Raw genomic sequence first — 26,616 nt, forward strand, 5'->3', positions numbered from 1 at the left:
AGCAGTTAAGCCATTTGAAGTCATTGGTCAGGCGCCAGTTCCGCCCTCGTTTTTTCCTTGATATTTGTGTCACGTCCTACCCGATAAAAGAAAAAAAACCGGAAATCTCCAGAACTGGGATAATGATGTAATTCGTAATGCAAGCAGTGATTTGCTTTAAGTGTGGAAACATGATTACCACTACATATTGTGTCTGTCAAGATTATTTTTCAGACATATTGGGGTTCAAGGCCGGATCGCGGGTTTTTAGCGCCGCCCGTTTGCGTCATGAAGAACGGGGGAAATTTTGCCGATGAAGGCTGTTTTAAAGGGGGCTGATTTGATGACGCAGGGCGTTAAAATTTGGGCTGGGTAATAGTGGAATCGGCCTGAAAAATATTTTAAACGGTGAAAGAGGCGGCAAATAAGAAGGGCGTTGGGGGTTGCGGCAACCTCCAACGCCCTCTACAATATGTTGTGGCTTCCGCCTTTTATTCCAGTTGCTTTCTCAGCTCGCGCTTCAGGATTTTGCCGGCGCCGCTGACGGGGATTTCGCTGACGAAAATCACGCCGCGGAGTTTTTTATAGGCCGCCACCCTGGAATTGACGAACTCCATGATGTCCTCTTCCGTAGCGTCCATGCCGGACCTGAGCTGCACAAAAGCGATGGGCTTTTCGCCCGCGTCCGGGTCCTTTTTTCCCACCACTGCGGCGTTTTCCACGGCCGGGTGGTCGTACAGGACTTCTTCCAGTTGGCGGGGGTAGACGTTATATCCTTTATATAGAATGAGGTCTTTGATGCGGTCCGTGATGAACAGGAATCCATCGTCGTCCATGCGGCCGATGTCGCCGGTGCGGAGCCAGCCGTCTTTAAGCACTTCGGCGGTGGCTTCCGGGCGGCCCCAATACCCCTGCATGACCTGGGGGCCTTTGATGCAGATCTCGCCTTCCTCGCCGATGGGAAGCTCATCGCCGGAGGCGGGATCTGTAATGATGATTTCCGTGTCGAAAATGGGCAGCCCCACGGAGCCGGCCCGGGTCTGGCCTTTGATGGGCGGGTTGCATGTGGCGCCCATGGAGACCTCAGTAAGTCCGTAGGCCTCCAGGACGATTCCGGTGAAGGACTCCTCCAACTGCTTAAGCACCGGAACCGGAAGGGGCGCTGCGCCGGATCCGGCCATTTTGATGCCTGAGAGGTCGTAATCCTTGAAATTGGGCAGGTTGACCAGAGGTACGAAAAGCTGGGGCGCGCCGCCCAGGGTGGTTGCGCCGTATTTCCCAATGGCGGTGATGTACTCCACGGGATCGAACCTGGGGAAAACCACCATGGTGGAGCCTGCGTAAACCGGATTATTGAGGTAGGCGATGGTTCCCATGGCGTGGAACCAGGGCACGACCACCAGAGCGGTTTCCTCGTCCGTAACGGCCATGCGGTCCACGTGGGGATCCACGTCCGGGGGATAATCGGGGCCAAAGGTTCCGTCCTCCCGGAGTATGAGTTGGGCGCCTGCAAACCAGCAGGAGTACTGCAGCACGTTGCAAATCACATTTTTGTGCGTCAGCATGACTCCTTTGGAAACCCCGGTGGTTCCGCCGGTGTACGCCAAATGCGCCAGATCCTTTTCCACGTCGATTTCCACGGCCAGGGGATCCGGCTGATGCTCGGCCAGAAGCTGGGCCATGTCCAGGGTTCCTTCCACGGGAAACTTGCCCAATGGCTTGAGGGGCTGGATGACCGCGCTGAAGCAGTCTGCGATGCTGGTTGTGATGACCTTGGAAACCGTGGTCTTGGCCACGGCCTCGGCCGCCCCGGGATACAAGAGGTCCAGGGACACAAGCACCTTAGACTGGGAATCGTTAAGCTGATGCTCGATCTCCGAAGGAGACAATAAAGGAGAAACCGGCGTAAACGCAGCGCCGGTCCTTAATGCGCCGTAATAGGCAATGGCGAACTGGGGGCAGTTGGGCAGGTGTATGGCCACTTTATCGCCTTTGCCCACGCCCAATGATTTCAATGCGTTCGCAAACCGCTCCGTCAGGTTTTTCAGCTCGGAAAAGGTCAGTTCCATGCCCCCGAAAATCATGGCGAGCCTGTTGGGAGATCTTTTTGCCGTCTGGTCCAAAAGTTTAAAAACGGGGACATTGGGGTAATTGAGGGACTCGGGCCAACCATCCGGCCAATACTTGAAATTTTTTGCCATGGGGCTGCTCCTTTTCAATAAATTGGTGAGGCTAGTTTTGGTTAGATCGGCTTGAAAATGAAAGTAAGGCTGAAGTAATGCGAGTGAGATTTGAACGTTCGGACGATTTAAAACAGAATACCCGGATTTTTTTTGTTTTGCAAGCACGAAGATTTGCCTTTTAGCATAAATTGTGCACAAGTGTTCTTCCATGAAAACGGATTCTGCAATAGGAAAATGGTTTGTATTCGGCATTGTAGGCGTTGGGATTTTCATGTCCACCCTGGACGGAAGCATCGTGAACATCGCCCTGCCCTCCATTCTCAAAAGCTACGGCGTAAGCCTTTCAACCATTCGCTGGGTGCCCCTTATTTATCTTTTGACCATATCGTGCCTGCTTTTGTCCTTCGGCCGATTTTCGGACATGATAGGCAGAAGGCGCGTATACACCCGGGGGCTGTTTGTGTTTTCCCTGGGGTCGCTTTTGTGCGGACTGGCGGGGTCAGCGGGCGTATTGATTACGGCCCGTTCTCTTCAGGGCATGGGGGCGGCCATGATCATGTCGTGCACTCCCGCCTTGATCGCGGACAATTTCCCCCCCGAGGAGCGGGGCATGGCCATGGGCATGATCGGGGCGGTGGTGGCCTCGGGCCTGACCGTTGGCCCTGCTCTGGGCGGCCTGATCCTGGAGCATTTTTCGTGGCACTGGATCTTTTTCATCAACCTCCCGGTGGGGCTGGGCGCCATCATTGCCGCCAACCGCGTTTTAAAGGAAAGCCAGGCTTCGGGCCCAAGGGAAAGTTTCGACTGGATAGGCGCCTTGCTTCTGGCCCTGGTGTTCGGGTCGTTTACCCTGGCTATATCCATGGGCAAGGAAATGGGATGGACATCCGTTCCCATAGTCGGCCTGATAGCGGCCTTTGCCGTAGGCGCGGTCTTGTTTATATTTGTGGAGGTGAAAGCGCCCCACCCCTTGGTGGACCTGGAGCTTTTTAGAATCAGGCTGTTTGCTTGCGCGCTCTGCGCTGCAGTAACCCTGTTTATCAGCCTGTTTTGCCTGATTTTTCTCATGCCTTTTTATCTTAAGTATCCGGGAGGCTTTTCGGACGCCGGGGCCGGCGGAATGCTGGTGGTTCCCTTTTTATTCATGCTGGTGGGCGCCCCCATCTTCGGCGCCATGTCCGACCGGCTGGGGTCCAGGCTTTTGTGCACCCTTGGCATGCTCATGCTTTCCGCTTCGTTTTTCTCCTTCATGTTTATGGAGCCCACCACCGATATTTTTCCCATTTTCTGGAGGCTGGCCCTGGCGGGCTTCGGAACGTCTTTGTTCACGTCCCCCAATAACGCCGCCGCCATAACCGCCGTGCCGGTCAATCGCAGAGGCATTGCTTCCGCCCTTATAGCGACGGCGAGGAACATGGGCATGGTTATGGGCATCGCCATGGCCAGTACGGTTTTTGCCGCCGTGTACACCTCCGTTTACCCGGGAGCGACTCTGGACTCGTACAGCGCGCAACATGTGGAAGGATTTATGGCGGCGTTCCATCAAGCCATGATGTGCGGCGGATTCGCAGCCTTGGCGGGCGCCGTGCTTGCAGCGCTGCGGGGCAAAGGAACGGTTTCCGAGGAATAGGATTCCGGATGCTCTTCTTCATATTGCCTGCGCAACTCCGGCTGGAACGCCCGGTCATGGGCTGCGGCCGGCTCTTTAAAAAGCAATGAGTCTCCTGCGATTAAAAGCGCAATGACCAAAGCCATTGCGGCCGCCTTTTTCCATTCCCGTTGACCAATCCAAGCCTGCATATAAGCTATGACGGACCCGGCGAACAGGCATAAAGCCGGAAGGGCCGGGGCTCTGTACCTGGAGCCGGATAGAAAGATGGTGCAGGAAATCAAAAAGCTGAAAACCAGGCAATACAACGGAAAAAGCCGCCGCCAGCGTTTGCTATTCAATATCATTCCAGCTAACGCCAGGGATGAAATCAGAATATAAGGGATGAACGGCTTGTTCAGAGTCCATTGCCATTTAAAGTAAGCGCTGTCGATCAGGTGATTTTCGTATCCGTGAAAAAAAAGCGCCGCCTTTTGGCTCCAGAGCGCCGCCGCCCTTTTGGGGTCTGCTTTTAAATCTCTCAAGCCCGTCAGAAACCAGAACCGGGCGCTTTCCGACGGCTTTAAATCCCGCCCGGCCATGGCGGACGCCCTTTCCCGAAAAAAGACGTGGCTGTGATCCGGGTCCGTCTTTCCGTCCGGGACTGCGTCCTGGCCTTCCAGGTTCTGGGGAAAGAACGCCGCTGCCGCGCCCCCGTTTCCATTATAAAAAAGCCTGCCGTAGGAGTCGGACACGGCCACAAAATCATCAAACTTAATATAGTTCCGCACGGAGATCGGCAGAATGACGAGACCGGCCAGAATGCAAAAAACAGCGGCCAGGGCTGTACGCCTTTTTAAGCTGAGGCCTGGGTCGAAAGCCGCAAAAAGCCAGAAAGCTATTCCCAGGCAGAAGAGCCCGAAATTGGGCTTGGTTATCAGGGCCAATCCGGCGAAAAGCCCGGCCGCGGCAATGAGCTTGAATCGCTTGTTGTAGTTGTTTTTGGAGTCCTGAGCTTTAACCAAAAACAGGATGCACAAAAGGCTTAAGAAAAGCAGCAGGACCAGGGGTTCAAAGGTGGATTCCAAGGCCATGATATTGCCGTGAAAGGCGTATAACAAAGCCCCTGAGAACCCTGCAAGGCATCCCATAAGGCGGCGCCCCACGGCGAATATCAGCAGGACGTTCAGGGCGCCCAGAAAAAGCTGCACGGCTTCCAGGGCGTGGATGGACAGGCCCAGGCGGCCCATGCAAAAAGCCATGGAATAGAGGTACAGGGGGCTCAGGTCCAGGAGACGCTCTCCCAGGTCGCGGCCCTGAAGCAATTGTTGCGCGAAATAGGGGTATTTTCCAAAGACTTCGGCCGTCCCGTGGTTGTAAAAAAAAATGAGCCGGCAGCCCAGAGCGGCCAGGAACAGGATAGGATAACAGGCTGGGTGGGCGGGTTTGGTCATGGATTGTTTTTGGGTTTACCGCCCGGTTTTGCAGCCGGGCGGATGGATTCAGGACTGGTTTTCGGACGGCGGGGAGGCGGCGGGCTTCTTTTTTCTGCGGCGCCTTCTCCTGGGTTTCTTTTTCGGGGCTTCTCCATCGGCCTGGACGGGGGCGTTTTCGGGGCTTGGGCTTCCGCCTTCCTTGCGGGGCTTCCTCCGCCGGGGTCCTCCCCCTGGCTTTCCGCCGCGCTTTCCTCCCCGGCCTTTGCCCCTGCCTTGGCCCTGGTCCGGCTTGGGGCCGCGTTTTCTGGCCGGCATGGGTCCGGCTTTGTCTTCCTGAAAGTACTCTTCCTCCGGCCATTCCACAGGAAGGGATAAGCCGATCATTTCCTCCATGGGCTCCAGGTGGAACACGTAATGCTCGCATGCCAGGGAGATTGCCTTGCCCGTCTTGCCCGCCCTGGCCGTACGGCCTATTCGATGGACGTAGTTTTCCGGGTCCTGGGGCAGGTCGTAATTAATGACATGGCTGACGTCCTCCACGTGGATGCCGCGGGACGCCACGTCCGTGGCCACCAGAATGGAAAGCTCCCCGTTCTTGAAGCGCTCCATCAATTGCAATCGTTTGCGCTGGGGGAGGTCTCCGGTAATGCCGCCGGCCGGGAACCCGTTTCCCCTCAATTTATGGGCCACAAACTCCACGCCGGACTTGGTGTTTACAAAAACCAGGGCCCGGGTCCAATCCTCGTTTTTAAAAACGCCAAGAAGCAAGGGGAGCTTCTGATCCTGGCCCACATGGTATAAAATCTGGTCGATTCCCTTGACCGTCACTTCTTCGGGCGTGACCGATATGAACTCGGGAAGGTTCATATAGTCGTAGGTCAGTTCCAAAACCCTGTAGGACAGGGTGGCGGAAAAAAGCATGGACTGGCGCTTTTCGTAATGGGGCATTTTGCGCAGGATGTAGCGCATGTCCTTTGCAAAGCCCAAATCCAGAAGCCTGTCCGCCTCGTCGATCACCACGGATTTAATGGCGTGGGTCTTGAAAATGCCTTGTTTGTAATAGTCGATAATGCGGCCCGGCGTGCCGATGAGAACGTCGGCCCCCTGCTTGAGGATGTCCATTTGCTTGCGGTAATCCATGCCGCCGATGGCCTGGGCGATGGTGAAATCCGTGTGCCCGCCTAAAACAACGGCCTCTTCGTATATCTGCAGGGCCAACTCCCGGGTGGGGGCCACAATCAGGGCGGAGGGCAGGGTTTTACTCCGTTTTTCCAGCCCTAACAGTTTGGAAAACATGGGAACGAGAAAAGCGGCCGTCTTCCCCGTGCCGGTCTGAGCCTGTCCGGCGATGTCTTTGCCGGAAAGGGCCACGGGCAGAACCTGGGCCTGGATAGGCGTACAACGTTCAAAGCCGGCGTCCTTCAGGCCTTCCAGCAATGTTTCCGGCAGATCAAAGTCCGCAAATGTGGTGTTTGTGAGGAAGCGCGGTCCGGCCGCCCTTTCTTCAGTCTGATCGATTTCAGAATCCTGGGTCATTCTATCCTTTCCCACCCGGCTGCTCCGGGACTTTCGTATATTCGGCCAGCCGGAAGCCGGTGTGCGCCCTAATCAAGGCGGCCCGGCGGCTGGTTTTCTAATCAATAACCACCGGACGGGCGGGCTTTTACGCGAATCATGGGGTTCACGCAGGCCTCCCAGCCGGGTTGATTGATATTTCATAACCCGGTTACTATAGCATGTTTGAATCAATTGGCAAGAAAGGTCTTTAATATTCTGGAATTAAATGACAAAGCCCCGCCGCTTTCCGCCTGCAGGATATGCCTGCCAATTGGAAAGCGAAGGGGCTTGCAATGCCTTTTTACGAGGGCTTGGCGCCCCTTCATTTTTTTATGAAAGAGCGCGTGCGGCGCTAAGACGCGCAGCCATACGCTTGTGTTTCGTAGGCGTTGTCCAAAACGGTGCTGATTACGCGGGCCAGTTTTTGCATGGCGAATGGCTTGGTGAGTACAGCGGAAACGGATTTCTTCTTAACTTGCTCCTGCAACTCGTCGCTTGTATAGCCTGTACATAAAATCACCGGCGTCTCCGGGCTGACGCCTCTCACTTTTTCCAGCAAATCCATGCCCGACATGCCGGGCATTACCTGATCGCAAATAACCAGGCTGTACCCGTCAGGGCGTTGGGTGAAATCCTCGTAAGCCTTGGCGCCGTCCGCATGACTGGTCACCTCATAACCCAAGCCTTCCAGCATCATGTTCATTATGGATGTTACGTTTTCCTCGTCATCGACAAATAATATGCGGTTGTTGCGGATCAAGCCTTTTTCTGATGTGTTGCATCCCATATCGAAGTCCCTTTCTTATGGCGAAAACGTTCTTTTGAACCTTTATCGGAAGCAAAGGGAAATTTCTTGAACATGACTTTACAGGGTTCATCAGCTGGATGGATGGAAGCCGGCAGATTCCCAGAGGATAGAATGGAGAAATCGATGACAAAAAAAGCGGCCGCCTTTTTTTAAAAAAGCGTACCGCCCAATTTTTTAGTGTGTTATTAGTATCCCTATTAGCGACAGTTCTCAATGAAGGGTTTCACAATAAAAATGTGACGCCATTCACACCCTAATTCGCCATAAAAATACACCCTTATATGTTGTTTTTTGATCCAAAATTTTGTAAATATTCGAAAATTCGGAAAGGAATTCAAATTATTGAGTTTTTCCAAAAAGATAGGCATTGTGGACCCGCCGGAGTACACAAGCATGGAAAAAGATAAAAATCAAGGGGAGTCATTAGCCGATCAGGTGGAGGCGGCGGCCCGGGCCCTTTTCGCCAAGGCGCGCACCAGTCACGATTGGGACCACACCCAGCGAGTCATTGCCTTGGCTCGGCGAATCGGAGAAGCGGAAGGCGCTGACCAGGAGGTGGTGGTTATGGCCGCCTGTCTGCACGACATAGGCAGGGCCAGGCAGGACGCTTCCAACGGGTCCATTTGCCACGCCCAAAAGGGGGCGGAGATGGCTGCGCCCTTGCTTCAGGAATTGGGATTGCCGCCCAATAAGGCGGAAAACATTCTCCATTGCATCCGCGCCCACCGATTTCGCAAAGGAGAGGCGCCCGAAACCCTGGAAGCCAAGGTATTGTTCGACGCCGATAAGTTGGATTCCATCGGCGCAATCGGAGTAGCCAGGGCCTTCGCCTTTGCGGGAGAGGTTGGAGCGAGGCTGCACAGCCCGGGCAAAGATCCTTTTAAGTCCAAGCCTTATACGGAGGACGACACGGGCTTTCGGGAGTTTGAGGTGAAGCTGAAAAAGGTCAAGGAGCGAATGCAAACCCGGGAGGGGAAGCGCATCGCCGGCAAGCGCCACGCCTTTATGACGGCTTTTTTCGCCCGTTTTTTGGCGGAATACGAAGGGTTGAAGTAAAACGGGCTTTTTCCTCAGTTTTCAAAGGAACGCCCCCGGGAATCCGGGGTAGACCCTTCCACGGCGGCCCGCACTGATCATCCTGTAAAAACCGTTCTGATAAATTTTTGGCGGCCCTTTTTCATGGGAATCTTTTTGACGGCCCATTCGACAATCATGGTTTGAATGTAAACGGTTGCGACCGCCAAGGCGTAAACCAAAAAGTATCTGGTTATGATGCTTGAATACAGCTTTATATACTGGAATATCAGAATAAACATCCAATGCCATAAATAAATCCAAAGCGTTGACCGGCCGATGAAGCGGAACAGGCGAAAATTCATGATTTTTGGATTCCGGAAACGCACTATATAATAAAGAACAATCGTCATGAGCATTGCGTAGGAAAAATAATATATCTGGGGAGGATTTTTAAACAGTTGCGTTTGAACGAATTTGCCCGCGTAGCCATATATTAACCAAGTATATATAATATAGATGGATAGGGCGATAACCATGTGAACGATTAACGATATTTTCCCAAAAAACCGAGCCCGCAACCCGTACAGGAAAATGCTGCCGTAAGCCATTGCCGGGGCCATTAAGCTAAAAATCAGGATTATGTTGATTTTTTCCCGGTGCAGAAAGCAAACTCTGATTAAAATCTCGTAGGAGAAGTATATCAGAAAAATTACGATATAAAAGACGATATCCTTTTTGGAGATCTTATTCAGATAATTCAAAAGCGGCGCAATGAGTGCGACAATCGCCAGGGTCCTGATTATCCAAATCCCGACTTTGGTCCCGCCTATGAGGGTGATTTGGGATATTATAATATTCAAGTCCGGCGCTTTGTCGTAAAGCATGTAATAGACAAAATTATGCAGCGCCAGGAATATCCAGGTGGGAAGAATGATTCTATGGAAGCGGGATAGGGCGTATTTGAAATACGAAGTATAGTGTGCGGATGAAAACTGAGAAAAGGATATGCCCGCCAGAAAAACCATCAAGGGGACGTCAAAGTTTCTAAACTGAAAAAAAAGCGGAGGAAGATCGACGTGCGCTCCAATGATGGCTGAAATTCCGATAAACCGTAAAAAATCGTAGCCTGCGTTCCGTTCCTGGGTCAAAGCATTGCCGTTCATAGGACTCTTTTGTAAAATGATATTCGGATGAGACGCCTCAACGGGCGATTTTAAAAAAAAGGCGAAACCCCGCCTTGTCCGGCGCTTGCAAAGCGAACTCAGCCTTAACGCTCAGAGGCGTCGGCGCGCGATAGACATGCATAGTGATTTTTAGGGGATTCCAAGGCCATTTGGCATGAAAAAATCTCACGCCTATCCGTATATCATTACCATTAAACTCGAAAAATTGCAATTTTGTTTTTGGGCAGACAGATAATTCCTGCTGTTTACGCGTAAACTATCGCGGCGCCTGTTAGACGCCGTTCTTGCTATGCCTAAAATTACTCGCCCTTGCAATGGGATTCATACCGATCCAGGTCTGCTTGCTCGATATAATAAGCATTGGTGACGATGAGAGACCTGTCGTCATACAGGTTTATAAAATGGGTGATTTTTCTCCCTTGCTCGTCCAAATGAAAAAACTCCGGCGGGTTGCCAAGAAACATCATGGACCCGTCCTTCAAAAAACGATGGTTTCCAGTTATCCTCCGGTGGATATTATACTTTTCCCCGTCCACAATCGTTTCCCTTGCGCCGTCAAAGCCCACATATTCGATTTTGGTGGCGTCAAAGTGGGTGCGGTTGTTGAAGACGGATATGCCGTCGGCGTGCCATCTTGGAGAGTGTTGACGGTCAAAGCGCTCCATCCACAAAATCTTGGCGGTGCGGGGCTCCACCACCATGACGGCGTCCAGATGCCTGAAGCTCAGCAGCAGGGCGTCCTTGGGATACCTTGAACAGACGCCTTTATTCACCATCACCGAGTTCTGATGATACGGGTCATCGCATCGGTAGGCCTTTGTCTTGTTTTTCAAATCCGGATCCTTCTCGTCATAAGCCGTATTTTCCCTATAGTCCTCGGAATAACGGAAGGCGTCGTTCAAGGGAACCCTTAAAAGGCTCACGTCCGGATTGTTCAGGATAAGATCGCTCATTTTCAAAACGGTCTTGACGCTTTGATCATGGAGATCCACGGCTGCCACAGCGTCCCCCCTCCAGAGGTACACCTTGCCTTCGTACTCATCCATTTCGTGGTGGAAACCGCTGGGCGGGATTTCCCATTTCAGGTCGCCGCACCAGGAATAGCATCTGAGGGCGTCCGAATTGTTCGTGATTAGATCGCCCTCTGCGGTTATAAGCATGCGCCTTACGTGCTTGCTTTGCTCCAGGAAGGGGATTTTCCATGATCGCTTGACGGTGCGGCCGTCCACGCCGATCAGCAGGGCGTAAGGGGAAATGTCGTCCGATGCATCGTGAAAAACCCCGTAAACAAGATAGGCCCCATCTTCTTTCGCCGTGAGCAAAATCGGCAGATTCTTCTGGCCGGCATAAAAGAAATCGGGCGCAAGCGATTGCTCCGCCCCTATGACGTTGTACTTCCCCCCCTCGAACTGGACGGTGCTCTGGGAAAACACCCCTTGAAGCCTTTTTAAAAACGGAGTGTCGTCAAAAGGGTCCCCTTTTGCAAAGTCTTCTATCTGGACAAGATAATCCCCCGCCAGATTCCATGGAAAGCACTCATATCTGGCGAAAAGCACGCCCCAGATAAAAAAAAGAACTGCCACAATATAAATCAACGCGAATCTGGATTTCATTAAACGACCTTCCTTATAGGCGATTTCCAAACCTGATCCGGAAATGGCGAGCGTCTTTGGGAGAATGAATCTACTTCACACGGAGGTCATACCAGAATTAACCCACAGACGTCACGGCAAAAAGGGGAGCGAAGGGATAGCCCTGCGAAGCAAGGCCTTCGGCGCATGCGGCGCCCTTGCTAAAAAAGCAGCGCCAGAAAAAACGTTTCCGGATGATTCTTTCTTTTAAAGGACAAGCTATCCGAGGCGGGTTGGGCGCGGCTCCGGGATGGGCGCGGCCCCGGGATGGGCGCGGCCCCGGGTTGGGCGCGGCTCCGGGTTGGGCGGAATCAAGATTTCGCGGCGGCGGGCGCAGGAGATAAATGCAGGGGAGACGGGATAGTCGGGGACGCCGGCCGGTAGGCTTCCGGCCGGCGCCCCACCCCCCTACACCATGCGGCTTTTGGGTTTCGCCCTCTTTCGATTAAGCTTGGCCATTTGGTTGTTGGTTTCCAAAAACCAGGCCACCATGGCCGCATCCCCTGCTAAGAGTAAGTTTCCGTCTATGATTGCGTTTTTCAAAACCTTTGGTTTGCCCATGGCCATGTCAGCCATGATTTTGCATCCGGCCGGGATGGTTTTCCAGATCAAGGAGAAATCCGGCTCCGGGCCCTTTTGGGCCATGGTCCTGATCTTTCCGCCGGAAAAGCAAAACCACCTTTGGGAGGCCCCCTCCTTGTCCTTCATAAGCAGGGTGAACTCCTTTTCCGCCAGACGCTCCTTAAAGGAATCGTGGCGGAAGGCCGTCATCCTGAACAGCCAGGTGTAACTGTACATGAGATTGGCAAATCCCATTTTCAGGCCCAGGCCTTCGGCCTTTTTATAAGCGGAGCCGGCCACCGGCGTTTTTAAAAGGCCTTTTCTCAAACGCCCTGCGCGGACGGTCTGCTTTTTGGTAAAATCTTCGAGCATCGGTTCCTCAAGCGCAAAATTCTACATGGTTACTTCAACTCGTTCCTGGAGAGTTTCAGGATATTCCTGGCCACGATCAGGTGCTGGATCTGGCCGGTGCCCTCAAAGATGTCCAGGATCTTGCTGTCGCGCATCCATTTTTCGGCCAGGTGCTCGCGGGTGAAGCCCATGGAGCCCAGGAGCTCGCACACCTTTTGGGTGATGAGGGTTCCTGCGCGGCCCGCCTTGGCTTTGGACATGGAGGCTTCCACGTTGTTGAAAATCTTCTCGTCAGCCATCCAGGAGGCCTTGTAGGTCAGGAGGCGCATGGCTTCCAGGTTGGCTTCCATCATGTAATATTCTTTTTGCATGGCGCTGACGTTGTTGGTGTTTTCGTTATAGTCCAGGGCTATGCCTGCTTCCTCCATTTTTTGCTTGAGGAATTCCAGGGAGGCGCCGGCCACGCCGTTGGACATGGAGGCCACCATGGGGCGGGTGTTGTCAAAAGTCTTCATGACGCCCTTGAAGCCCTCGGTGGATTTCTTGACTTCGGCGCTGCCCAGGATGTTGTCCTTGGGAATGCGGCAGTCCTTGAGGAAAAAGGTGCCGGTATCGGAAGCCCGGATGCCCAGCTTGTGCTCCAGCTTTTCCAGGGTGAAGCCGGGGGTTCCCTTTTCCACGATAAAGGACTTGATGCCCGCCTTGCCGGCGCTGGGATCCACGTTGGCCCAGACCACCACGGCGTCGCAACGGTCCGCGCAGGTGACGAAGATCTTTTCGCCGTTCAGCACCCACTCGTCCCCGTCCAGAACGGCTGTTGTCTGGATGGAGCCGGCGTCGGAGCCGGAGCCGGGCTCGGTGATGGCCATGGCGGCCCATTTGGAGCCGAAGCGCTCCATTTGCTCGTCCGTGGCCACGGCGACGATGGCTGCATTGCCAAGGCCGGCGCCGGGGATGCTGAGCATGAGGCCCACGTCGCCCCAGCATATGGATTCCACGGTGACGGCCTGGCTCATATTGGAGCCGTTTTTTCTTTCCGCGTCCTTTTTGGGCTTCTCCTCCCCTGCTTTTTTCTTGGGGCGGCTCATGACGGGCATGCCCTTGAGCACGTCCAGCTCCACGGGGTAGGTGTGCTCCGCTTCGTCGTATTTCCGGGCGATGGGGCGCAGAAGCCCTTCGGCGAAACCCTTCATCTGGGTTTTCATGTTATCCAGGTAATCAGGCAGTTCCAGATTTATCATCACATCCTCCTGTTCATCTTAGGGATGATTCATTGCATATTTGAAGCGCGGCGGCGGATTTAGTAAACACGCCTCCGCTTGCAGCGACGGATTGGCGGCGCTTAGGCCATGGACAAGGCTTCCACGCAGGCGATGCTCCGGGCGTTCCGGTACAAACGCTCCACGTTCATTTCCCGGATGTATCCGTGACCGCCGAGAATCTGGACGCCGTAGTCGCAAATTTTCATGGCCATTTCACCGGCGTACAGCTTGGCCAAGTAGGCTTCCCGTTTGGCGCTCTTGCCGGCTTCCAGGCGGGAGGCGGCCTGCCAGGCCATGAGCCTGATGGCGTCTGTCTCGTAAGCCATTTCCGCGATCATAAAGGCGATGGACTGCCTGTGGGCGATGGGTTCGCCGAACTGCTCCCTTTCCACGGCGTATTGCTTGACGATGTCCAACGAGCAACGGCACATGCCGGCGGCCATGGAAGCCATGGCGACCCGGGAGCGGGCCAGGACGCGGTCGTAATCCACGCCTTTGTCGCCGCCTATGCGGGCGTCCGCGGGAACCTCGCAGTTTTCCAGGGTGACGGTATTGGTTTCCAGGCTGTAAAGGCCCAGGTTCTTTTCCTTTTCGCTGACGGAAAGGCCTGCCGCGCCTTTCTCCACCACAAAGAGGTTGTTCTCGCCGTCCAGGCTGGCGGAGACCAGCATCTTTTCGGCCTGGGAGGCGCAGGGTGCAAAGCACTTGACGCCGTTCAGCACGTAGGAGCCGTTTTTCTTTTCGGCCGTGGTCTTGAGGCTCACCGCGTCCGCTCCGAAATGGGGCTCGCACATGGCCATGGTGTAGACATGGTAGTCGTCCGTGCAGGCATTGGGCAAAAAGGCCTTTTTCTGGTCTTCCGTCCCCATGTCGTTGATGGGCGTGATGAACAGGGAGGGGGCCGTGACGGCGACCGCGTAGGCCATGTCTCCGTAGGCCAGTTCCTCCAAAACCAGGGCGGATAAAATGGGGGAATCCTCCATGCCGTACCCCCCGAACTCCTCGGGCACCCCGGACACGGAGCAACCCAACTCCCAGGCCTTTTGGACGGCGCTCACGGGAATCTCCCCGGCTTCGTCCATTTCGTGTGCGTTGTCGGCGATGAGATCCTTCACCAATTTGGAAAAGGAGTCCTTCACCATTTTTTGTTCCTTGGACAACGACAAATCAAACATAGTACCCTCCATCTGTGTTCGTTTTGCTATCGATTCGGAAAATACCGGGCTGGTGCATCGTGCGTCCCTAAGGGGGCCGGTTTGGGAGAGCGATCCGGCCTGTTTTTGGGACGGCCCGGTCTGAGCAGGCGCTATTTTAGACTGACGTGTCAGTCTTTGGGCCATCATAAAGATTTTTTTCGCTTAGTCAATCTTTTTTTGAACACACGGTCATTTTTTTTACAAGTAAAAATAAAAAGAAAACTAGTGCTTTTTTTGATTTAACAAAAAAAACAAGGAGCAAATTACTTTTTGGTATATAATTGAATAAATTACCTATTATTTAGCAATAATTGACTAAACTAGTAAAATTGAATTCCCAATATTGAACGGATGCTTTCTATGAACGCCCATTGATGCCCCCCGGGCGCCTGTTGCCGAACGATTTGAGGGGCTTTGGCCGCTGCGTCCAATAGGGAAGCCCCCCCTGGACTGAGCTCAAAGGCCCCAACGCCTTTCAATCATTCGTTATTTTTTTTGCGGTAATAATGGTAAACGAATTGGCATTAATAGTTAAGACGGCATTAAATGCCGAACAGGTGAAATAGTGATTTTTACCCTTGCTTTCTATGGCGGCAATGGGCGTTGCCAAAATTATCCTTTTTAGAAATTTTTCCGTTTCAATATCAGAAAAATGCGTTATCCCGAGATTTTTCTTGATCCTCATAAACCCCAATTGGGTGTTTTTGAATTGATCCGCTATGGTTGTTCTTAAATCTTCGTCCATTCCTTTTGTTCCCTCCCTGCTTTTGACAAGGCGGTCGGAGGCGGGTCGCACGTCTCAAGGACGGCGGATTGCATTATAGGCGCTTTGTTCTCATTAAAGGCCCTACGCAATAAGACTTAACACGACTGAGTCATTATAAAAGCAGGCCCTAATAATAACCGGGGCCGTCCTCCTGCTCCATTTGTTCACGAAGCACTTCCCGGTATCTGAAAATGGCCTCCTCATTCAATTCCCGCTCCTCTTTTTCAGTGAGAAGTTTATTTTGGGGTTGGATTTCGCTCTGGTCTTCAAGCCGCCCTATAGAAAGATTCGCTCCCGTATGCATCCAGATATCCCCGAAAGGAAAAATTCGCAATCCTAACACTGCTCCCACAGCATCTTGTTTAGCGATTGACCGGTCAAGAATAAAATTCTCTTCGCCGCTCACGATATCCAGGCCGATAAAGCCTGCAGGGCGGATGACCTCTTTTACCCAAAAAACCGAAAAGCGGGCCTTGACCATATTCTCCAACAAATTTTTTTGGTCGCTTCCCTGGGGATAGCGGTTGAGGTTAAGCATTTGCCGGACAAGGCTCATCCCCCGGGGCCGGTGCATGTAAATCAGATAATCATGATAAACGTCGCTTTCCAACTCATGTTCAAAAACCACGACTTTTTTGCCGTCCTGCCTGGCTAACATTCCCAGGCGTTTGGCGCAGGCCAAAAACGCGTCCTTTTTCGCCAGCCCAATAATTTCCATTTGCAGTTGGGTCAATATGGGCCAGACCCTTTTGTATTCTTTTACGGTCTTTTCCAAGTCATTGGGAATCATGGTGCGTTTTCTCTCCTTGGATGAAATTATTTGTAAAATAGCATACAATCAGGAAAGAGCATAGGAGTTGACATTGAGAAGTCCAGATTTTTAAGAAGGAGCCGAGGCCATGAAAAAAATCCCCCGGATCGGGGTTGCGGTGATTGTGTATAAGGAGGGCGAGGTTTTGCTTGGATTGCGGAAAAACGCCCACGGCGAGGGAACCTGGGCCTTGCCCGGCGGCCATTTGGAGTTTGGGGAAAGCCCGGAAAAGTGCGCGGTCCGCGAGGTCATGGAGGAAACCGGCATGTCCGTCAAAAACATGCGGCCGGGCCCTTACACCAACGACCTGTTTGAAAAGGAGGGCAAGCATTACATCACCCTGTTCATGGTCTGCGAGTACGCCTCCGGGGACTTGACCTTAAGGGAGCCCCACAAGTGTTCCGGGTGGGAGTGGTTCGCCCCGGACGCCTTGCCTGAACCCCGGTTTTTATCCCTGCAGAATCTCTTAATGAAAGGCTTTCCCCGATCAGTTGCATCGCCATGATTGAGGCGCGGCCTTGGCGCAAAATTAGAACGCCTTTACCCGCACTCTGTTCATTTATTCCTGCCATGCAGGAAAATTGACGTTTTTTCAAATTGTTAGCCAAGATTTTTGACGCTGTAAATAGTTGAATCATCTTTCCGACTCCTACTCAAGCCTTAAAATTTACCAAAAAATATCATTTAAAATACTTAACAAATGGTTTAATAATAGCATAAAATTAGTAAATCCAAGATTTAAAGTGATTTATGACTTACTATGGCATACTAATTGCTTCAGATCTATGCCTAATATGCTGTTTATCAGTGCCTACATACAAAACGCCGGGCGAGGCTTAAGGCCCGCCCCTTTTCCGGCCAGGCCGGATAACCCGGACACAGGAAATGAAAGCCATGAAATCCCGTATTCTTGTTGTTGACGATGAATCCATGATTCGCAGCATGCTGCGCCAGGTTCTGGAATCGGACGGGTATGAGGTCTATGAGGCCTCGGATGGAATGGCGGCTCAAAACATTTACAGGGAAGAGCCCTTTGACGTGATCATTACGGATCTCGCCATGCCGGAGCGAAACGGCCTGGAAGTGATCGATGAAGTGACCAGGAGCTTTCCCCACGTCAAAATCATCGCCATGTCGGCCAATGCTTCCGGGGGAGGCGGGGTGGATCTGGCCTCGGCCCGGAACAAGGGGGCGCACAGGACCTTTCCCAAGCCTTTTGGGATGGGGGACCTGAAAAGCGCGGTCAAGGCCCTGCTGGCGTAGCCCCGGGTTTCCCGGGCTTCCCCCATTGGCGATTGTCGTGCTGCAACCCGCGGAGGGCGGGGCTTTTACGCCTTTGCGCTTCTCCACCGGACTTTTTCTTTCCAATTTTTTCCATTATAGACTTTATTAAATCTTCCCGTGTGTTTATATTAGTATAATAGGATTGATTCGCGTTCTTTAACCATTTACCAAGGCTTCCTAATTATATGCCAAATTCAGCGCCCGTCAGGACCCATCATTTGGATTCGCAACATACCTATCAGTCCCTGATCATCGCCCACCGCGGGGTTCCTGAAGCGGCCAGGGAAAACACTCTGGCGTCCTTTGATGAAGCGTGGAACCAGAATGCGGACGGAATAGAAACCGACGTGCACCTTACCCGCGACGGCCTGATCGTGTGCCACCACGACCCGGTTATATCCCGCACGCTTTTCGGCGATCTTGAAATTGCCAAGGCATCCTATAAAAAGGCCAAACGCGCCTTTGGCAAGGGAATCCGGCAAGGGGAGCACCTGCCGTTGCTCTCCGAAGTTTTGGAGACTCTGCCCGAAGGAAAGCGTTTGTTCATAGAAATCAAATGCGGCCCTGAAATCGTTCCGGTTTTAAAACAGATTCTGGAAGAGTCTCCGGCGCCCCCGGAAAACATCGCCGTCATCTGCTTTAACCCGGAAGTCATCCGCGATTGGAAGGAAGCCGTCCCGGAGGTGAAGGGCTTTTGGCTTTCCAGCTATTTAAAGGAAACCTACCTGCCCTATCAGGCCAACACGCCCTCCGGCCTCTTGAAAAAAGCTCGGACCGCTAACGCGGACGGCATCAGCATCGAACAGCAGGAGTCCCTGGACAAAACCCTGGTGCAGTATTTGAACAACCAGGGCCTGGAGGTTCACGTGTGGACTGTGGACACGCCCCAGCAGGCGTCGTGGTACCGGGGCATGGGCCTGCATTCCATCACGACCAACCATCCGGAAAAGGTCCGGGAGTACTTCAGCCGCAATTCATAGTTAAGGGATGGAGGGGCGGCTGCGCCCGGTATTCAGAGCGGGGCGCCTTTTCTCAGACTTAATGCCGCGCCCGAAGATTTAGTTAAACCAAAGGACAAATCGACTCCAGGTCGAAGCGCAGTTCCAGGGAGAAGCGGCGCTTATTCAGCAACTCTCCCTTGTTATGGGCCTGAACGCCGCTCACACAAGAAAAATGTTTTCGAGTGAAATTTTTTACCCAATTTTTTTATGGTCATAAAACCATTGAACGTGATATCGTTGTATCAACCTTACCGGAAGTCGTCCTGTCGGCCGACGGGATGTTCCCCGGCTTTATCCAAGCAGTTCAGCCGTAATCTCCAAGTTGCCTCTGGCTAGTAAATATCCTTTTTCGAAGTTTTATTTCGTCTCTTTTAAAATCAAAAATCAAGCCCTCGCCTGTAGTGGGTTTAGTGTTTGGAAGCTGCTCGTTGTTTGTAACAGGAACCGTTTCAGCAAAGGAGAAGCAAGCATGTCAAACAACCTTTTCACCGTCCCTGAAGATTGGCAAAAAAGAGCATGGTGCGACGACGCGCGTTACCAAAAAATGTATGATGAATCGGTCAACGATCCTGATGCATTCTGGTCTCGGGAAGCGCAGCGCATTGACTGGTTCGAGCCCTTTAGCAAGGTCAAGAATTCCAGTTTTAACGGGGACGTAGACATCAAATGGTTTTTGGACGGCAAACTGAACGTGGCCTACAATTGTTTGGACAGGCACCTGGAGAAGCGGGGGGATCAGACAGCCATTATTTTTGAGGGCAACGAGCCCGGGGTGGAGGAGAAAATCACCTATCGCCAGCTTTACGAGAGGGTGTGCCGTTTCTCCAACGTCTTGAAATCCTGCGGGGTCAAAAAGGGGGATCGGGTTTCCATCTACCTTCCCATGATTCCCCAGCTTGCGGTTGCCATGCTGGCGTGCGCCCGCATCGGCGCCATCCATTCCATCGTGTTTGCGGGCTTTTCGCCCGACGCTTTGGCGAACCGGATCACGGACGCGGAGTGCACCATTCTCATTACCGCGGATGAGGGCCTGCGCGGCCCCAAGGCGATTGGCCTGAAAGAAGCCGCCGACGAGGCCATGGACAAGGCCGGCATGGTCAAGAAATGCATTGTGGTCAAGCACACCGGCGCGGACGTTCCCATGAAGGCGGGGAGGGACCTCTGGTGGCATGAATTGACAGCCAAGGAAAGCACGGAGTGCCCGCCTGAAAGCATGGATTCGGAAGATCCCTTGTTCATCCTGTACACGTCCGGGTCCACGGGCACGCCCAAGGGGGTGCTGCACACCACAGGCGGTTATATTGTATATACATCCCTCACCCACCAGTACGTTTTCGACTATCACGACGGCGACATTTACTGGTGCACGGCCGACATCGGCTGGGTGACGGGCCATAGCTACATCATATACGGCCCCCTGGCCAACGGGGCGGTCACCATCATGTTTGAAGGCATCCCCAATTATCCGGATTTTTCCAGGTTCTGGCAAATCTGCGACAAGCATCAGGTGAACATTTTCTACACCGCGCCTACGGTGGTCCGGGCGCTCATGCAGCAGGGGGACGGGCCGGTGAAGGCGACGTCCCGCACATCCGTGAGGCTGCTGGGCACGGTGGGCGAACCCATCAACCCGGAAGCCTGGCTGTGGTATCACAGGGTGGTGGGCGAAGAGCGCTGCCCCATTGTGGACACCTGGTGGCAGACCGAGACGGGCGGCATTATGATTACGCCTTTACCCGGCGCAACAGCCTTAAAGCCGGGTTCGGCCACACGGCCCTTTTTCGGAATTCAGCCGGCCCTGATAGATAAAGAAGGCAACCAACTGGAAGGGCCGGGGGAAGGATACCTGGTTATGCTGGACTCGTGGCCGGCCCTGGCCCGAACCGTATACGGCGACCACCGGCGGTTCAAGTCCACCTATTTCATCCAGTGCCCCGGAACTTATTTCAGCGGCGACGGCGCCCGCAGGGACGAGGACGGGTATTACTGGATCACCGGCCGCATCGACGACGTCATCAACGTGTCCGGCCACCGTTTGGGAACCGCGGAGATCGAAAGCTCCCTGGTGGCGCACCCGGCGGTTTCCGAAGCGGCGGTGGTGGGCTTTCCGCATGACATCAAGGGCCAGGCCATATACGCCTACGTGACCCTGTCCTCCGGTTATGAGCCGTCGGAGGAACTTAGAAAGGAGCTTTCCCTGTTCGTCCGTAAAGACATCGGCCCCATCGCCACGCCCGAAGTGCTGCAGTTTACCGACAGCCTGCCCAAAACCAGGTCGGGCAAGATCATGCGGCGCATCTTGCGTAAGGTGGCGTGCAACGAATTGGATAACCTGGGCGACACCTCCACCCTGGCGGACCCGGCGGTGGTGGAGGCCCTGATTAAAAACAGGATTGACGCCTGCAGGTGATAATTTGTAAGATCCGCCATTATGGATCTGAAATTCAATAACAACTGATACTAAAGCGCGGCCGTTCCTAATTAAGGCCGCGCTTTGCTTTTTTTAGCGAGGATTGCTTAATGGCCCAGCTTCAATGGATCGAACAAATACTGATGAAGGCGGAGTTATCGCAGGCGACCGCCGAATTCCTGGCAAGAATCATCGTGGTCCTGGCGACGGTCATTCTCAGCGCCGCCGCCCTTTATGCGGCCCGCCGGTTGGCCGACACCGTCATCCCCAAGTTGAAAGCGGCCACCAAAACCACCCTGGACGACGTCCTGGTTGAGCATAAGGTGTTCAGGCGGCTTTCCCTATTGGCGCCCGCCCTGGTTGTGCATTTCGCCCTGCCCCTGCTGGCCGCGGGATACCCCCAGGCCCGGCTGGCTTTGCAAGGCGGACTCAGGCTGTATTTCATCATTACGGGCATGTTGGTGATCACGGCTTTGATCAACGCCTTGCACGCCATGTATCAAAACCTGGCCGTTTCCAGGGAAATCCCCCTGACCAGCATCGTCCAGGTCGTTAAGATTGCGGTTTACTTCATCGCCCTTATTTTGGGCATTTCCGTGGTCTTCAACAAAACCCCGGTGTATTTCATAAGCGGTCTTGGCGCCATGACCGCGGTTCTCCTTTTAGTGTTTAAAGATCCCCTTTTAGGCTTTGTGGCGGGCATTCAATTGATCTATAACAAAATGCTCAAGCACGGGGACTGGATTGAAATGCCCAAATACGGGGCGGACGGCGACGTGGAGGAAATCACCCTCACCACCGTCAAGGTGCGCAATTTCGACAAGACCATCAGCACCGTGCCCACTTACGCGCTCATCAGCGACTCCTTCAAGAACTGGCGGGGCATGCAGGAGTCCGGCGGCAGACGGATCAAGCGGGCCATACACATTGATATGAACACCATCAAATTCTGCACGGAAGACATGATGCAGCGGTTCTCCCGCATCCGTTACATCTCCAAGTACATGGAAGACAAAGGCGTTGAACTGGCCGAACACAACGCCGCCCTGGGATCGGACGGAGAAAATAAGATCAATTGCCGCCAGCTGACCAACATCGGCACGTTCCGGGCCTATGTCAGCGCGTACCTGAAAAACCACCCCCTGGTTCATCCGGACATGACATTCCTGGTGAGGCAGCTCCCGCCCGGAGAAAACGGCCTGCCCCTGGAAATTTACGTGTTTTGCAAAGACAAGGTTTGGGCCAATTACGAGGCCGCCCAATCCGATATATTCGACCATTTGCTGGCGATTCTGCCGGAATTCGACCTGGGAGTCTTTCAAAACCCCACGGGCAGGGATATGCGCAACTGGGGCGCATTCCAAAACAAGGAAGGATAAACGGCCCCTGTTGTATTTTCTTTACTCCATTTTGGCGGAAATCTTGTTATTTTGGGTTGTGTATAGGGCTTCAGTGCATTAAGTAGACCCACAGAATTACCATGCTCCGTTTCATATTCTCTCTGACAACAGCTTTGCCGGAATTGGACGTCTTACTGGGATGAAAAAACATTACCCTCTGATCGAAATCAGCGGCCTTGCCATAGCTGGCTGCATTTTATTCCTATTCGGAAATTTCCATTTTTCAGCCGAAGTTTTCGGCGAAATAGCCCCCCACCCCCTCTGGGCGTCCCACGGCCCTATGTGCGACCTGGTTTTTAGCGTCTGGGGAATGATTTTTATAGCGCTGGCCCTGGCGGCCTTTTTTTCTCTCAAGAGAAAAGCGGGAACCCTGGCGGAAAAAATTACGGATTGGAGCAAGCTGCTTTTTACGGAAGCCATGGACTTGCTGAAATGGGCGGGAAGCCAGACCCAAACCCGCGGGGAATGGGCCTGGATCGGCGCTTTTGTGCTGATCGGCGCGGGCATCAGGGTGTATTTTGCTTTTCAACCCATGCGGTTTGACGAGGCCCACACATTTCTCCAATTTGTCAATAACGGCGCTCTATATCTATTCTCCTATTCCGCCCCGAACAATCACGTTCTTCATACTTTGTTCGTGAAACTTTCCGTAACGCTGTTTGGAACCGGTCCTTTCGCCATCCGGCTGCCGTCCATTGCCGCGGGAGTATTATGCATTCCCGCCGTTTTTCTGCTGACGCGACTGATTCTCAAATCCAGAAAATCCGGCTTTTTTGCTGCGGCCTTAACAGCCGTCCTTCCGTATTTCATATTGTACAGCTCCATGGCCCGGGGATACACCATCCTTTGCCTGCTGAGCATTTGCCTTGCTATTGCAGGACTCAGGCTGGCGGAAAAGCCCAACCTTCCCTTATGCTTTCTTTATTCTCTGATCATCAGCCTGGGAATATTCGACGTCCCGACATTTCTTTTTCCGGCTGCGGGAATCACCGTCTGGACGGCGGCCTGCATGAAAATCAACGGAGCCCGCCCCAAAGACATTGCAGCCGGCTTTATTGCGCCCTGCGCCGTCTTTAGCCTGTCGGGAGCCCTGTTCTTATATACTCCCGTGATCATAGCAAGCAACGGGGTGAGCCACATAATCAGCAACAAGTTCGTCAAAGCCAAACCTTTGGGACTCTTTTTGGGAAAACTGCCGGAACATTTGGCTCAAATGGGAAATCAGATGGCCCTGGGGCTGTCTCCGGTCGTCCTGATGTTGCTTTTTATTATACTGGCATTGGGCCTGTTTCATTTGTCCCGGCTAAAAAACCAACAGGGAATCTGGCTGGCGCCTATCATTCTCGTTTGCAGCTTGATAATTCTGTTGGCCAAACGGTCCATACCTTTTCCCAGAACGTGGATATACCTGCCGCCCTTCGCCCTTGTTGCGATGGACGCGGGCTATTGCCTATTGGCCGGCAAATTCAAAGAAACAGGAAAAAGCGTTTTGCTGGTCCTTTCCCTGACGGCTGCTATAGTGACGGCCGTCCAGGATCCCGTGACGGTCAATCCGGCGACGGGGTATTTCCCGGATGCCCATAAAGTCGTGTGCTACCTATCGACCCACATGAAAAAGGGAGACATGATGATCCCTCACGGCCACAATTCGGATGCAACCACCGAATACTATATGTATAGGGCGGGGCTCCCCAACGTCGAAAATGAGTGCGATCTAAAAAAAGGGGCGACTATTTTTTATGTAACCAAAAAGGGCTTTTTTCCCGAAAACAAGTTAGGAAAAAATCCCACTCCCTCATTTGAGACGGAAGATGCAGAGGTTTTCGCTGTCGTCTACGGAGAAGACGCCCCCGGCGCAACCGCTGATTGAAAACGCCCCATGATTCCCTGCTGATTAGACCGCCCCAGGGCCGCGCACAAAACTTGGCAATGAACGGCGGGGACTAACCGGCTTGGGATATTTTTCCACATATCCCGCCCGCAGCACAAACTGCAGATGCATGGGCCTGCCGTGGCTGGCTGCGATAGCATCCTGGCCGGTCGCTTCTTCCAGAACCTGGGTCATGGGGTGAATTCCAATGCCGAGAGCCCTGGCTTCCAGGGCCATGCGCTCGAAGCGCCGTCCTGTTTTTATGAGGTCGCCGACCGAATCCCCGCGGCTTGTGATGATAATCCACCCCGCGCCTTCGGCGGCCGTTTTGGCTGCGAGGTCCGCGCCCTGCTCCCTGAAAGATTTCTTTAAAAAATCCTCCGGCTTTCCGAAATTCCGCAAATACCAGCCCGTCATGCCGCTGATTTCCATGCCCGCGACGGTTAACCCGTCCCTGTGTTCTTTTACGGAACGGTTGGACAAGCGCAGCCACCTGACCAACTCCTCCTGGGCGTCGTCCCGAAAGGATTGGGCGCGAAACGCCTCGACAGTCGCATCCCGAATACAGGAGGCGTGCTGCGAACCGCAGGAAAAATAATGGGCGAGCCCGTCCATATGCTGAAAAAGGGCCTTTATGTCCCTGGAAGAAATCTCCCTGGACGCTTGCCCCGTCTTGACGGTGCGGCGCAGGCGCATCAACTCCCCAGGAAAGGGCTGGCGCCGGTCTGGGATTAGGGAAATCCGCACAATATCCCTGTCCCCCCGGCCTTCCGCTATGGTTTCCGCTTCCACCCGGAAGCCCAAAGCGCCAGCCGCCAGGGATAAATTCTCCACAAAAGCGCCCAAAGACAAAAGCAGCTCCCGGTTTTCGGGATCCACCGCAGGCAGCCGGCGGGCCGGATCTGCCTCCACGATCCAACGCCCCGGTCCTGCAACCCGCACTCTCCATGGCTGGCTGTTATGGCCGCTGGGCGCCAGGCTGGCCAGATGAAGAATTTCCTGTTCAGGGCCGTCGAGAAAAGACAGGGAGTTATCCGGAAGCGCCTCCCGGCGGAAGGCCCGGGGATTGGAGGCGCGGGCGGGAAGTAAAGGTCCGGCGGCGAAAGCCAGGCCTGCGGCCATAGCATCTTTCATAAAGCTGCGTCGACTGTTCATCAGTCTCTCCTTTGTCACTAATTGGTGACATTATAAATAAAAAAAAGCGCGCTCCCTAGCCCGAATATGTACGCAAACACCCGGCTAGTCCCGCGCCTGCATCAGCCCTGCAACCCCCTCCACCACAAGATCGATCCCGTTTTCCAAACGCTTCCAGCCCTCCTCGTTTTCCAGATCAATCCCATTATACCAGCGAATCCTGCGGCTCCGGCAGATCAGATAGCTTAAACCGGCTCCCATCAGTCCGATCACCGCCATGACGTCCACGGCCTCCTCGCCCACCTGAAGAAAGAGATCAGCAAAGCGCAGCATCCGGGTTTCCCGGATGATCTCCAGCTCTTCCGTGAGGTTGTTGCGCTCCACCATCTCCCAGGCCATGATCTCCTGGGTCAAAGGCCTCTTGCGGATGCCCTCCAGATAGTTCCGGCCCATGATCTTGAGTTTTTCCTCCAACGGAAGAACCCGGTAGGCGTCGATATCCCCCCCGGCCAGCTCCTCCATGGACGGCCAGAAGTCTCCCTCCTGCCCAAAGGCTTTGATGAGCCCGGGCATCCCGCCGAAATAGCGGTAAATCAACACCTTATCCACCCCAGCCTGCCTGGCGACGGCGTTGACGCCCAAATGGGTGAAGCCTTTTTCCGCCAGCACCTGGCCCACGGCGTTGATGAGCTTGAGCCTGGTGGCTTCCCTATTTCGTGTGGGGGTTTTCATGATTATCCTTTTTCTGAGGCGTCCGCCCTAAAAGTCACTAACTGGTGACTTAATGTACAAAGCCCCCTGCCGTCAAGTTTTTTTTACTTGTCCCTCCAAAAAAGCAAACGAACAGATTTCAAATTGCGTTCGAGCAAGAAATTATTTTAAAGGCAGGTCCAAGATGACGCCGGGTCCCGGCTTGCGGGACGGCCCCGAAAAGCGGACCGCCCTCGCCGGGATGACGACTTTCGTGGAGAAGGAGCATTCAAGGGAGCTATAGATTTCCGGGGACATGAGCCTATCTCCCTGACAGGCCTGCAATTTAGCGAGGAAGAATGTGGAGATAAGTATGGTGAACGTTCCTCCAAACCCTTGCCAGACGATGATAATCAGATTACATTGTGTCATGTGATAAAAATTCCGTTTGATGCACAATCATGGGCGCTGTTGAAAAATGACAATGTACGCAGCCG

22 protein-coding genes are annotated in these 26,616 nt (G+C 53.5%); 8 read left to right on the plus strand and 14 right to left on the minus strand.

What is annotated here, in order from left to right; all coding sequences use genetic code 11:
* Positions 1-470: 470 nt before the first annotated feature.
* Positions 471-2,180 carry a long-chain-fatty-acid--CoA ligase gene (locus G491_RS0102275; protein ID WP_028313430.1) on the minus strand — a complete coding sequence of 570 codons (1,710 nt, stop codon included), beginning with the start codon at positions 2,178-2,180 and terminating at the stop codon, positions 471-473.
* Between the two features lie 190 nt (positions 2,181-2,370).
* Here G491_RS0102275 and G491_RS0102280 point away from each other — a divergent pair, with 190 nt between their 5' ends.
* Entirely contained in the window at positions 2,371-3,792 is a 1,422-nt protein-coding gene (locus G491_RS0102280) for an MFS transporter (RefSeq protein ID WP_028313431.1), read from the plus strand.
* Here G491_RS0102280 and G491_RS0102285 read toward each other — a convergent pair.
* The 3 genes from G491_RS0102285 to G491_RS0102295 form a co-directional block, all read right to left on the minus strand.
* Positions 3,705-5,204, minus strand: coding sequence for a glycosyltransferase family 39 protein (locus G491_RS0102285; RefSeq protein ID WP_028313432.1), 1,500 nt, complete (start codon positions 5,202-5,204; stop codon positions 3,705-3,707). The two genes, G491_RS0102280 and G491_RS0102285, sit on opposite strands and share 88 nt — an antisense overlap.
* A gap of 48 nt (positions 5,205-5,252) precedes the next feature.
* The gene (locus G491_RS0102290) at positions 5,253-6,737 is read right to left on the minus strand and encodes a DEAD/DEAH box helicase (protein ID WP_248635296.1); all 1,485 of its coding nucleotides are present in this window, start codon (positions 6,735-6,737) and stop codon (positions 5,253-5,255) included.
* Between the two features lie 358 nt (positions 6,738-7,095).
* Positions 7,096-7,530, minus strand: a complete 435-nt coding sequence (locus G491_RS0102295; protein WP_028313434.1) for a response regulator — start codon at positions 7,528-7,530, stop codon at positions 7,096-7,098.
* 363 nt (positions 7,531-7,893) lie between these two features.
* On the opposite strand from G491_RS0102295, the gene G491_RS0102300 reads away from it, so the two are divergent.
* Positions 7,894-8,607, plus strand: coding sequence for an HD domain-containing protein (locus G491_RS0102300; protein WP_051326980.1), 714 nt, complete (start codon positions 7,894-7,896; stop codon positions 8,605-8,607).
* Positions 8,608-8,684: 77 nt separating this feature from the next.
* Here G491_RS0102300 and G491_RS0102305 read toward each other — a convergent pair whose 3' ends face one another.
* The 7 genes from G491_RS0102305 to G491_RS0102345 all read right to left on the minus strand — a co-directional run bounded on the left by G491_RS0102305 (position 8,685) and on the right by G491_RS0102345 (position 16,309).
* Entirely contained in the window at positions 8,685-9,731 is a 1,047-nt protein-coding gene (locus G491_RS0102305) for an acyltransferase family protein (RefSeq protein ID WP_028313436.1), read from the minus strand.
* A gap of 320 nt (positions 9,732-10,051) precedes the next feature.
* Positions 10,052-11,365, minus strand: coding sequence for an arylsulfotransferase family protein (locus tag G491_RS0102315; protein WP_028313438.1), 1,314 nt, complete (start codon positions 11,363-11,365; stop codon positions 10,052-10,054).
* Between the two features lie 426 nt (positions 11,366-11,791).
* Complete coding sequence (locus G491_RS0102325; protein ID WP_028313440.1) at positions 11,792-12,316, minus strand: hypothetical protein; 525 nt, start codon at positions 12,314-12,316, stop codon at positions 11,792-11,794.
* 29 nt (positions 12,317-12,345) lie between these two features.
* Positions 12,346-13,536 carry an acyl-CoA dehydrogenase family protein gene (locus G491_RS0102330; protein WP_015947089.1) on the minus strand — a complete coding sequence of 397 codons (1,191 nt, stop codon included), beginning with the start codon at positions 13,534-13,536 and terminating at the stop codon, positions 12,346-12,348.
* A 101-nt stretch (positions 13,537-13,637) separates the two neighbouring features.
* Complete coding sequence (locus G491_RS0102335) at positions 13,638-14,732, minus strand: acyl-CoA dehydrogenase family protein (protein ID WP_015947090.1); 1,095 nt, start codon at positions 14,730-14,732, stop codon at positions 13,638-13,640.
* Between the two features lie 496 nt (positions 14,733-15,228).
* A complete protein-coding gene (locus G491_RS0102340) occupies positions 15,229-15,498 on the minus strand; it encodes a DUF3781 domain-containing protein (RefSeq protein ID WP_028313441.1) in 270 nt (89 codons plus the stop codon).
* Between the two features lie 148 nt (positions 15,499-15,646).
* Positions 15,647-16,309, minus strand: a complete 663-nt coding sequence (locus tag G491_RS0102345; protein WP_028313442.1) for a DUF7986 domain-containing protein — start codon at positions 16,307-16,309, stop codon at positions 15,647-15,649.
* 109 nt (positions 16,310-16,418) lie between these two features.
* On the opposite strand from G491_RS0102345, the gene G491_RS0102350 reads away from it, so the two are divergent.
* The 6 genes from G491_RS0102350 (at position 16,419) to G491_RS0102375 (ending at position 24,295) form a co-directional block, all read left to right on the plus strand.
* Positions 16,419-16,835 (plus strand): nucleotide triphosphate diphosphatase NUDT15, encoded by a 417-nt coding sequence (locus G491_RS0102350; protein WP_028313443.1) that lies wholly within the window; start codon positions 16,419-16,421, stop codon positions 16,833-16,835.
* Between the two features lie 389 nt (positions 16,836-17,224).
* Positions 17,225-17,593, plus strand: coding sequence for a response regulator (locus G491_RS0102355; protein ID WP_035217536.1), 369 nt, complete (start codon positions 17,225-17,227; stop codon positions 17,591-17,593).
* Between the two features lie 239 nt (positions 17,594-17,832).
* A complete protein-coding gene (locus G491_RS29140) occupies positions 17,833-18,594 on the plus strand; it encodes a glycerophosphodiester phosphodiesterase family protein (RefSeq protein WP_051326981.1) in 762 nt (253 codons plus the stop codon).
* A 490-nt stretch (positions 18,595-19,084) separates the two neighbouring features.
* On the plus strand, positions 19,085-21,025 hold the full coding sequence (gene acs / locus G491_RS0102365) for an acetate--CoA ligase (protein WP_028313445.1): 1,941 nt from the start codon (positions 19,085-19,087) through the stop codon (positions 21,023-21,025).
* A 110-nt stretch (positions 21,026-21,135) separates the two neighbouring features.
* A complete protein-coding gene (locus G491_RS0102370) occupies positions 21,136-22,404 on the plus strand; it encodes a mechanosensitive ion channel family protein (protein WP_028313446.1) in 1,269 nt (422 codons plus the stop codon).
* Between the two features lie 160 nt (positions 22,405-22,564).
* Positions 22,565-24,295 (plus strand): glycosyltransferase family 39 protein, encoded by a 1,731-nt coding sequence (locus G491_RS0102375; RefSeq protein ID WP_028313447.1) that lies wholly within the window; start codon positions 22,565-22,567, stop codon positions 24,293-24,295.
* A gap of 24 nt (positions 24,296-24,319) precedes the next feature.
* Here G491_RS0102375 and G491_RS0102380 read toward each other — a convergent pair whose 3' ends face one another.
* The 3 genes from G491_RS0102380 to G491_RS35245 form a co-directional block, all read right to left on the minus strand.
* The gene (locus tag G491_RS0102380; protein WP_028313448.1) at positions 24,320-25,450 is read right to left on the minus strand and encodes an Acg family FMN-binding oxidoreductase; all 1,131 of its coding nucleotides are present in this window, start codon (positions 25,448-25,450) and stop codon (positions 24,320-24,322) included.
* Between the two features lie 84 nt (positions 25,451-25,534).
* Entirely contained in the window at positions 25,535-26,161 is a 627-nt protein-coding gene (locus G491_RS0102385; RefSeq protein ID WP_028313449.1) for a TetR/AcrR family transcriptional regulator, read from the minus strand.
* Positions 26,162-26,302: 141 nt separating this feature from the next.
* Positions 26,303-26,551 (minus strand): hypothetical protein, encoded by a 249-nt coding sequence (locus G491_RS35245; protein WP_157467932.1) that lies wholly within the window; start codon positions 26,549-26,551, stop codon positions 26,303-26,305.
* Positions 26,552-26,616: the final 65 nt, after the last annotated feature.

The organism is Desulfatibacillum aliphaticivorans DSM 15576 (genome assembly GCF_000429905.1).
GTDB classification, from domain to species: Bacteria; Desulfobacterota; Desulfobacteria; order Desulfobacterales; family Desulfatibacillaceae; genus Desulfatibacillum; species Desulfatibacillum aliphaticivorans.